Source organism: Bradyrhizobium campsiandrae, from assembly GCF_014529705.1.
In the GTDB taxonomy this organism is placed as follows: Bacteria; Pseudomonadota; Alphaproteobacteria; order Rhizobiales; family Xanthobacteraceae; genus Bradyrhizobium; species Bradyrhizobium campsiandrae.
On the sequence record NZ_JAANIH010000158.1, the window covers coordinates 1 to 1,161 of the forward strand.

The window sequence follows — 1,161 nt, forward strand, 5'->3', positions numbered from 1 at the left end:
GCCGGATAAGCGTGTGCCAGCCAACCATCCGCTCCGGAAGGTGCGGGAACTCGTTCGGGATGTTTTGAGTGATTTGGACCGTAGTCTTGGGAAGCTCTACTCCAGCGAGGGACGTCCCTCGATCCCTCCGGAGCAATTGCTGAGCGCCCTGCTGCTGCAGGTGTTCTACGGGATCCGCTCGGAACGCCAGTTGATGGAGCAACTGGACTACAATCTTTTGTACCGCTGGTTCGTGGGCCTGTCGCCGGACGATCCGGTGTGGGCCCCGACCGTTTTCACCAAGAACCGGGAGCGACTGCAGAGCGGCGATGTGTTCACGAAGTTCATGACCCGGCTTCTGAACCATCCGCAGGTCAAGCCGCTGCTGTCGGACGAGCACTTTTCGGTAGATGGAACGCTGATCGAAGCTTGGGCTTCACAGAAGAGCTTTCGCCCGAAGGACGGCAGCGGCGACGATGATGACGGCGCCAACTTCCACGGCCAGAAGCGCAAGAACGATACCCATGCGAGTACCAGCGACCCGGACAGCCGGCTTTATCGCAAGGCGGCCGGACGGGAGGCCAGGCTTTGCTATATGGGCCACGCCACCATGGAGAACCGGCATGGGCTGGCGGTGGCCGGCAAGGTCACGCATGCCAATGGCACTGCCGAACGTCGGGCTTCGGAGACGATGCTGAAGGCGAGGCGCAAAGCCGCAGGCCGCCGCATCACCGCCGGTGAGGACAAGGCGTACGATACCGCCGATCATGTCGCCAATCTTCGTGCCATTGGCGTGACGCCGCATGTGACACAGAACCAGGCCGTCACCAAAACCGGCAAGACCCGCAACAGCGCCATCGACGAACGAACCACGCGGCATCCGGGATACGGCATGTCGCAATCACGCCGGGCGATGATCGAGTGCATCTTCGGATGGGGCAAACAGCACGGTACCATGCGCAAGACCAAACATCGCGGCATCGCTCGCGTCGCCGCCGACTTCCTGCTCAATCTGATCGCCTACAACCTGATCCGCATCCCCAAACTGCTTGCCGCTTAGCCACCCGCGTCAGGGGGCACCAACACCAGGCTGGAAAACCACATCCAACCTCACCGAGGCCCCCCAACAACGACCGGCCACAACTAAGAAAACTCTCCACTTCGAGGTTTTTCAGCAAACTG

At 61.1% G+C, this 1,161-nt stretch carries 1 protein-coding gene; it reads left to right on the forward strand.

From position 1 onward, the window contains the following. Positions 1-1,039, forward strand: a 1,039-nt coding sequence (locus G8O24_RS42455; protein WP_188108406.1) for an IS5 family transposase, incomplete at its 5' end; no start/stop codon positions are given. Positions 1,040-1,161: the final 122 nt, after the last annotated feature.